The sequence below is a fragment of the Geodermatophilus sp. SYSU D00697 genome (genome assembly GCF_054050175.1).
In genome coordinates this window covers 147,989-156,077 of sequence record NZ_JBJGYV010000011.1, presented here as the reverse complement: position 1 = coordinate 156,077, position 8,089 = coordinate 147,989, and the positions used below count along the sequence as shown (strand labels likewise).

Sequence of the window (8,089 nt, the reverse complement as noted above, 5' to 3'; positions counted from 1 at the left end):
GCTCGTCCCTGGGCCGACACCGCGGCCAGGCGCCCCTCGACCTGCGGGGAGCCCTGCGGACCTGCGTTCCTCGGGGACCCTGCGGGCCCTGCTCGTCCCTGGGCCGACACCGCGGCCAGGCGCCCCTCGACCTGCGGGGAGCCCTGCGGACCTGCGTTCCTCGGGGACCCTGCGGGCCCTGCTCGTCCCTGGGCCGACACCGCGGCCAGGCGCCCCTCGACCTGCGTCTCGTCACTCGATCGCGTCCCCGACCAGGTGCTGCCCGAGTGGGGCGCGAGCGAGAGGCGGTACACGTGGGGTTGGAGTGGGACCATGGCCGGATGACCCGGATCCGTCCTGCGGAGGCGTGCGCGTGAGCGAGCACGAGGACGCGACCCGTCCGATCGGGCCCTCGAGACCCCTCCCGCCGCCGCGCGGGCCGGTCTACGACCGTCAGGGCGAGGATCGGCGCCCTTTCCGGTCCGTGCTGGGCCTGACCGTCCTCGGTGCGATCCTGCCGGGGACGGCGTTCCTCGCGGCGGGCCGGCGCAAGCTCGGCGCCGTCGTCCTCGTGCTGTTCGTCCTCCTCGTCGGCGCGGCCGCCTGGCTGGCCACCACCGGACGGCGCACCGCGGTGCAGATCGCCGTCGACTCGGCCTCCCTGACCTGGGTGCTGGCCGGGGTCGTGGCGGTGGCGTTGCTGTGGATGGTCGTCGTCGTCGCCGGCTACCGGTCGCTGCTGCCGGAGCGCACCTCCGGTGGCCGGAAGTTCCTCGGCGCGGTGGTCGTCCTGGCACTCGTCGCCGGGATCGGCTACCCGGCGTTCAAGGTCACCGAGGTCGCGATGGCCCAGCGCGGGCTGCTCGACGACGTGTTCGCCGACGACCGGCGGTCGGCGACGGTCGAGGACACCCCCGACCCGTTCGGCGACCAGGAGCGGGTCAACGTGCTGCTGCTCGGAGGGGACGGCGGGGTGGGCCGCGAGGGCGTCCGCACCGACACCGTCATCGTGGCCAGCATCGACACCGACACCGGTGACACGACGCTGTTCAGCCTGCCCCGCAACCTCGAGGACCTGCCCTTCCCGGCGGACAGCCCGCTGGCTGAGGTCTACCCCGACGGCTTCGACGGCGGCAGCGAGAGCGAGAGCCTGCTCAACGCCATCTACCGCAACGGCCCGGCCGCCCACCCCGACATCCTGGGCCCGACCGACGACCCGGGTGCGGACTTCCTCAAGCTCGGCGTCGGCGAGGCCCTCGGCCTGCACATCGACTACTTCGTCCTGGTCAACCTCGACGGGTTCAGCCGGCTGGTCGACGCACTCGGCGGGATCACCGTCAACGTCAACTACTACGTGCCGATCAACGGGATCACCGGCCAGGAACTGCCGGACGACTACATCGAGCCGGGGCCGAACCAGCACATGGACGGGTTCACCGCGCTGCAGTTCGCCCGCGGCCGCTACGGCCTCACCGACTACGACCGCATGGCCCGGCAGCGCTGCACCATCAACGCGATCATCGAGGCCGCGGACCCGGTCACCCTGCTGGAGCGCTACCAGGAGCTGGCGGCGACGACGCAGGACATCGTGAGCACCGACATCCCGCGGTCGGCGCTGGGCGACTTCGTCGACCTGGGCTTCCTGGTGAAGGACGCCGAGATCCGCAGCGTCGTCTTCGACGACAGCGTGATCAGCCCGGCCTACCCCGACTACGACCTCATGCGGCAGATCGTGCAGGACGCCCTGGCCCCCGCCCCGGCCCCCGACGACGCGACGGACGGGGACGCCGCGGACGGCGGTGCCACGGACGCGCCGGCGACCCAGACCCCACCGCCCCCGGGGACGCCCGAGGGCGACGCCCAGGCGGTGACCGACGTCGGGGACGCCTGCGCCTACGACCCTGTACAGGCGCAGGCCGCCCGGGACGCGGGGGAGCCGCCGAACCGGGCCGGGTGACGCCCACGGCCGAGCGGCGCGGTCGCCGCCCCCACGCCGTGGCCCCGGGGCGGGACGACGTGCCCGCCATGCCCCGCCGGACGGGGTCCTAGGGTCGAGCGCATGAGCTCACCCCGACCGGCGGCGCGCCGCGAGCGACAGGTGGCCCTGCTGGTCGCGGGGGTCGCCGTCGTCCTGCTGGTGTCCTCGCCGACCTGGTTCGCCAGCGACCAGGCCGGCGTCGGCGTCGCCCAGCTGTTCCTCGCCGTCGTCCTCGCCGGGGTCGCGGCCTTCCTGTACCGGCGCGCGCAGCGTCGCTGACCGGCGCCGGCGGCCGGGGCGGCTGGCCGGCGCCCGCCACCGGGACCGGAGCACGCCCCGCGTCGCCGACGTTGCGGTCACGGGTGACCCGGCCCACGCTGGACCGCGTCTGTCGGCGACCGAGCGGAGGTCAGGCGTGAAGCTGGACAAGCAGGAGCTGCTGAGGCTGTTGCGCACCGAGGGCGACAACCACACCGCGGAGAAGGTCGAGGCGCAGCTGCCCGACGAGATCGACACCGACCGGGACGGCGACGCGCTGGGCGCCGTCGGCCTGGACCGCACCCAGCTCATGGCGAAGCTGGCCGGGGGCGGGTTCGGCTCGACGCTCACCCCTTGAGCGCAGTGCCGGGGGCGAGGGGTCCTCGCTCCCGGCACCCCGCCGGCGGTCGGCTCAGCCGCGCCAGGCTCCCCGGGCGGCGGCGGCCCGCGCATGGTCCTCGAACGGCGTCGGCGCCCGCCCGGTGACCCGGCGGACGGCGTCGCCCGGCTCGTCGTCCCCCCGGGCGCGCAGCGCGGTGAACGCGGCGACCTCGGCCTCGACCTCGCCCGGGTCCCGGCCGAGGGCCAGCTGAGCGCGGCGGTACTCGGCGGGGTCACCGGCGAACCGCACCGGGCGGCCGCCGGCCTCGGCGACCACCGCCAGTGCCTCGGCGAAGGAGAGCGCCCGCGGGCCGTGCAGCTCGTAGGTCCGGCCGCCGTGCCCATCGGTGGTCAGCGCGACGGCGGCGACCGCGGCGACGTCGCCGGCGTCGACGAAGGCCTGGCGCAGGTCGCCGACGGGCAGCGCGAGCTCTCCGGCGAGCACGGCCTCGCGGAAGACCCCCTCGTCGAAGTCCTGGTCGAACCAGCTCGGCCGCAGCACCGTCCACTCCGCCCCGGAGCCGCGCACCGTCCGCTCGGCGTCCAGGAGGCGGGCGTCGCCCATCTCCTCGACCGCGCCGCTGGACAGCAGCACGATCCGGCGCACGCCACGGTCGACGGCCAGCGCCACGAAGCGGGGGTCGACCGGGACGCCGTCGGGCGCCATGAGGTACACGGCGCGCACGCCGTCCAGCGCGGGCTCCCAGGTCTGCGGTGCCGACCAGTCGAACCGCGTGGCGCTGCTGGGGGACGCCGACCGCACCGCGTGCCCGGCCTCCCGCAGGACTCGGGTCACGCGCCGGCCGGTGATCCCGGTGCCGCCGAGGACGAGGACCGGTCCGGTCACCGGGCCCGCCCTGCAGCCCCCAGCTCGACGGCGAGGTCGAGGAACGCGGTCACGACCTCCGCGTCGACGTCCGCCGGGTCGGAGACGTCGAGCGTGCGCACCTGCCGGCCGGTGCCGGACAGGCGGCGCTCCGGGTCGGGCAGCCGGGCGCCGTGCTCGAAGACCAGGTGGACCCGGTCGGCCGCCGGGAACAGTGCACAGACGAAACCGGCCACGGGATCGCGGTAGTTGAGCGAGTGCCAGCCCAGCCGCACCCGCTCCTCGAGCTGGGGGTGGGCGTCGAGGAGCACCGCGCGCAGCCGCCGGGCGGTCGCGGCCACGGCCTCGGTGTGCTCGGCCAGCAGGTCGTCTGCTCCCGGGTCTCTGGGCACGGACGCACCCTGGCACGGGGGTCGGACGGTCCCGACGGCCAGCGGAGTGCGGGGAGCGAGGACATCCCTCGCTCCCCGCACTCCGCTGGCCGCTCAGCCCACGTAGGGGCGTTCCCGGCCCAGCTCCTCGCGGGCCACGGAGCGCAGGTGGACGGCGTCCGGGCCGTCGGCGATGCGCAGCGTGCGCGCCGAGGCGTAGAAGCGGGCGAGCACCGTGTCCTCGCTGACACCGGCGCCACCGTGCACCTGGATCGCCCGGTCGATGACCTCGCAGGCCACCCGTGGCGCGACCACCTTGATGCCGGCGATCTCGGTGCGGGCGCCCTTGGCCCCGTACCGGTCGATCAGGTCGGCGGTCTTGAGCACCAGCAGCCGGGCCTGGTCGATCTCCAGCCGGGACAGCGCGATCAGCTCGCGGACGGTGCCCTGCTCGGCGAGCGCCCGGCCGAAGGCCACCCGGTTCTGCGCCCGGTCGACCATCAGCGCCAGGGCTCGCTCGGCCATGCCCAGCGCGCGCATGCAGTGGTGGATGCGCCCGGGGCCGAGCCGGGCCTGGGCGATCATGAACCCGTCGCCCTCGCCCGCCAGGATGTTGGCCGCCGGCACCCGGACGTCGGTGAAGACCAGCTCCGAGTGGCCGTGCTGGTCCTGGTACCCGAACACCGGCAGGTGCCGGACGATCTCCAGTCCCGGGGTGTCGCGAGGCACCAGGACCATCGACTGCTGCCGGTGCGGAGGCCCGTCGGGATCGGTCTTCCCCATCACGATGAAGACCTGGCAGCGCTCGTCGGCGGCGCCGCTGGTCCACCACTTCCGGCCGTTGACGACGTACTCGTCGCCGTCCCGGACGATCGAGGTCTGGATGTTGCGGGCGTCGGACGACGCGACGTCCGGCTCGGTCATCGCGAACCCGGAGCGGATCTCCCCCTCGAGCAGCGGCGCGAGCCAGCGCTCCTTCTGCTCGGGCGTGCCGAACAGCATGAGCGTCTCCATGTTGCCGGTGTCCGGCGCGCCGCAGTTGGTGACCTCGGGGGCGATCGTCGGGCTCCAGCCCATGATCTCGGCGACGGAGGCGTACTCGAGGTTGGTCAGCTCCCCGAGTTCGGGCGAGAACAGGTTCCACAGCCCCCGCTTGCGGGCCTCGACCTTCAGGTCCTCGAGGACCGGCGGGTGGGTGTGGTCGTCGTGGCCGCGCTCGGCGCGCCACCGGGCGTAGACGGGTTCGGCAGGGAAGACCTGCTCACGCATGAAGTCCCACATCCGGCCGCAGACGTCCTCGGCTCGGGCGGAGAGGGCGAAGTCCATGCCGGCAACGTAGAGGGGCCCGCGGGCGTGGGTCACCGGGGCGGGTGGTCGTCCTCCGGTGGGCACGGCGGCAGCAGCCAGTGGCACACCACCAACGGGGAGGCCAGCACGGCGAGGCCGAGCAGGCCGAACGCCACCGGCCCCAGCAGCACCGGCGAGAGCGCGGCGGCCAGGACGACGGCGGACATCAGCCAGGGGAGGACCCTCCGGTGGGCGGGGAGCCGGCCCACCGGCAGCGGGCCGACGGTGAGCAGGGCGGCCAGGTCGGGGTCCTCGCGGGCGAGGTCCTCACCCAGGGCCCGCAGCACGGGGTCGTCGTCCACGGGGCTGCCCTCCGGGGAGCGGGGGCCTGCGGCGGTGCGCGCGCCAGTAGAGGACCGGATGCGCCCGCCGTCGAGGGTCCCTGGTCACCGTGCCGGCAGGGACCTCGGGCGGTGGCCCCCGGACAGGCCGGAGGCCGGGTCCCGGCTCGGGACCCGGCCTCCGGGTGCTGCGACGACCCCGTTCCGGGCCGGCGTCCTCCCTCAGACGCGGGTGGAGCGCCCGCCCACGGCGGAGCGCACCGGACCCAGCGCGATGACCAGGCCGACCACCGCGGTCAGGATGTGGAGCACGTTGTCGGCGGCGTTGATGCTCAGGAAGTCCCAGGTCTCCCCGATCGCGATCAGGCCGTAGATGAAGGCCGCGCCGTAGCCGACCGCGAGCAGCCAGCCGTAGGTGCGCGCCCCGGCCAGGGTGCGGGCCAGGAGCAGGCCCGCCACGCCGATCACGATGTGCACGACGTTGTGCATGCCGTTGATCTCGAAGCCGAGCAGGGTCTTGCCGGTGTCGTGGGCGAAGAAGCCCTCGAAGCCGGTGATGAAGAAGCCGATGATGCCGACGATCAGGTAGATCGCCCCGAAGGCCAGCGCCAGCATCTGGGGCCAGGTCATGGCCCCCCGGCCGGTGCCGGCGTCGCCGGGTACTGCGGACATGGTGGTCCTCCCAGGTGCTACGGGCCCGCCCTGTCTTGGACGGTCCGGAGCCGGAATACCCCCTGGTCGGAGGTCGGTAACGGCTGTCCCCCGTTCGGGGGGCGACCGTTACCGGACCGTCACCTGGGCGGGCCCGGCTCCGTCACCTGGTGTTCGACGCGGGGCCGCCGGGCGGTTCAGCGCGGCGTGGGCACGGGACGCCGGACGACGAACGGGCCGATCGCGAGCAGGTCCACCGGGGCCGAGCCGAAGCACTCCAGGGCGTCGCGCGGGTCGTCGACCATCGGTCGGCCGGCGGTGTTCAGGCTGGTGTTGACCACCACCGGCAGCCCGGTGCGCCGCTCGAAGCACTCCAGCATGCGGGCGACCAGCGGCTCCTCGACGCGGTCGACGGTCTGGATCCGCGCCGTCCCGTCGACGTGGGTGACCGTCGGGATGCGCTCGCGCCACTCGGGGGCGACGTCGTGCACGAACAGCATGTAGCGGGAGGGGATGGGGCCGCGGCTGAAGATCTCCGGCGCCCGCTCGGCGAGCACCATCGGCGCGACCGGACGGAACTGCTCGCGGCCCTTCACGTCGTTCATCCGCTCGAGGTTGGCCTCGTACCCGGGGTGGGCCAGCAGCGACCGGTGGCCCAGCGCCCGGGGACCGTACTCGCTGCGCCCCTGGAACCACGCCACTATCCCGTTGTCCGCGAGCACCTGGGCCACGGCGTCGGCGACGTCGCGCGGGCGCTCGTAGTCGATCGCCGCCGTCCGCAGCCACTGCTCGATCTCGTCGTCGGACCAGCCGCGGCCGAGGTCGGCGCCCGGCATGGGCTCGGTCTGCTCGCCGAGCACGCGGGCCACGTGCAGGGCGCTGCCCAGCGCCGTGCCGGCGTCCCCGGCGGCCGGCTGCACCCACACGTCCTCGAACGGGGTCTCGGCGTAGATGCGGGTGTTGGCCACGCAGTTCAGCGCCGTGCCGCCCGCGAGGGTGAGCGTGCGCTCGCCGGTCTGCTCGTGCAGCCAGCGGGCGAGGTCGAGCAGGACCTCCTCCAGCCGCTGCTGGACCGAGGCGGCGAGGTCGGCGTGGTCCGGGGTCCAGTCGTCGCCCTTGCCGAGGCGGGGCGCGAACTCGGAGAAGTCGATCTCCTCGGTGCGGAAACCGCCGTCGTCGGTGGCCCGGATGAGTTCGGTCAGGTCGCCGAGGAAGCGCGGCTTGCCGTAGGAGGCCATCGCCATGACCTTGAACTCGTCGCTGCTGCGCAGGAACCCGAGGTGGTCGGTGAGGTCCTCGTACATCAGGCCGAGGGAGTGCGGCAGCGCCTGGCCGGCCAGGACCTCCAGCTGGCCGTCGACGTAGCGGCCGGCCAGGTGGCTGTGCGCCTCGCCGCGCCCGTCGAGCACGAGCACCGCGTTGGTCGGCGTGGGGGCGGCCAGCCCGGCGGACGCGGCGTGCGCCACGTGGTGCTTGACGAAGCGGACCTTCGCCGGGTCGAGCCCGGGCAGGGCGTGGGCGAGGAACTCGGGTGCCTTCTGCGCGTACATCTTCCGCATCACGTCGCCCTCGTCGAAGAGGCCGGACTCCTCCGGCGTCCCCATGAGGGCGGGGTCGAAGGAGTAGGCGACGGCGTCGAGCTCCTCGGGGTGGATGCCGGCCTCGGCCAGGCACCACGCCGCCGACAGCTCGGGCAGCTCCCAGGCGCTCCACGGCAGCGGGCGCTTGCCGTGCTTGCGCCGGCTGAAGCGCTCTTCCTCCGCGGCGGCCACGACCCGGCCGTCGACGACGAGCGCCGCCGCGGGGTCGTGGTAGATCGCGTTGATGCCGAGGACCTTCACCCGTGTACTCCTCCCGCCGGGCAGGGACCGCCCGGTCTCGTGCTTGATCATCGAGCCGAAGACCTCGGGCTGCATGGCGAACGGCGCACGGTCACCCGCTCGTGCCCCCGCGAGGCCTGGCATCGGCCCTGCTGCAGGGACCCGCGCCGAGCTCGCGGGGCGTGGGGCAGCAGGGT

General features: G+C 74.4%; 9 protein-coding genes. 3 read left to right on the top strand and 6 right to left on the bottom strand.

The features are described 5' to 3' along the window. Nucleotides 1–463: 463 nt before the first annotated feature. The 3 genes from ACI79C_RS12065 (at nucleotide 464) to ACI79C_RS12055 (ending at nucleotide 2,573) form a co-directional block, all read left to right on the top strand. Nucleotides 464–1,936 carry an LCP family protein gene (locus ACI79C_RS12065; protein WP_456945897.1) on the top strand — a complete coding sequence of 491 codons (1,473 nt, stop codon included), beginning with the start codon at nucleotides 464–466 and terminating at the stop codon, nucleotides 1,934–1,936. Nucleotides 1,937–2,038: 102 nt separating this feature from the next. Continuing rightward, nucleotides 2,039–2,236 (top strand): hypothetical protein, encoded by a 198-nt coding sequence (locus ACI79C_RS12060; RefSeq protein ID WP_456945896.1) that lies wholly within the window; start codon nucleotides 2,039–2,041, stop codon nucleotides 2,234–2,236. 136 nt (nucleotides 2,237–2,372) lie between these two features. After that, complete coding sequence (locus tag ACI79C_RS12055) at nucleotides 2,373–2,573, top strand: hypothetical protein (protein ID WP_456945895.1); 201 nt, start codon at nucleotides 2,373–2,375, stop codon at nucleotides 2,571–2,573. Nucleotides 2,574–2,627: 54 nt separating this feature from the next. Here the strand turns inward: ACI79C_RS12055 and ACI79C_RS12050 are convergent, their stop codons facing one another. From ACI79C_RS12050 to ACI79C_RS12025, 6 genes are all read right to left on the bottom strand, one after another. After that, the gene (locus ACI79C_RS12050) at nucleotides 2,628–3,443 is read right to left on the bottom strand and encodes an NAD(P)H-binding protein (protein WP_456945894.1); all 816 of its coding nucleotides are present in this window, start codon (nucleotides 3,441–3,443) and stop codon (nucleotides 2,628–2,630) included. Further along, nucleotides 3,440–3,814 (bottom strand): DUF1801 domain-containing protein, encoded by a 375-nt coding sequence (locus tag ACI79C_RS12045; protein WP_456945893.1) that lies wholly within the window; start codon nucleotides 3,812–3,814, stop codon nucleotides 3,440–3,442. The genes ACI79C_RS12050 and ACI79C_RS12045 overlap by 4 nt, the downstream gene beginning before the upstream one ends. Before the next feature lie 93 nt (nucleotides 3,815–3,907). Next, nucleotides 3,908–5,119: an acyl-CoA dehydrogenase family protein gene (locus tag ACI79C_RS12040; protein WP_456945892.1), complete on the bottom strand. Its 1,212-nt coding sequence runs from the start codon at nucleotides 5,117–5,119 to the stop codon at nucleotides 3,908–3,910. Nucleotides 5,120–5,151: 32 nt separating this feature from the next. After that, nucleotides 5,152–5,442: a hypothetical protein gene (locus tag ACI79C_RS12035; protein WP_456945891.1), complete on the bottom strand. Its 291-nt coding sequence runs from the start codon at nucleotides 5,440–5,442 to the stop codon at nucleotides 5,152–5,154. Between the two features lie 201 nt (nucleotides 5,443–5,643). Next, entirely contained in the window at nucleotides 5,644–6,093 is a 450-nt protein-coding gene (locus ACI79C_RS12030; RefSeq protein WP_456945890.1) for a DUF4383 domain-containing protein, read from the bottom strand. A 176-nt stretch (nucleotides 6,094–6,269) separates the two neighbouring features. Beyond that, nucleotides 6,270–8,036, bottom strand: coding sequence for a carbamoyltransferase family protein (locus ACI79C_RS12025; RefSeq protein ID WP_456945889.1), 1,767 nt, complete (start codon nucleotides 8,034–8,036; stop codon nucleotides 6,270–6,272). Nucleotides 8,037–8,089 lie beyond the last annotated feature (53 nt).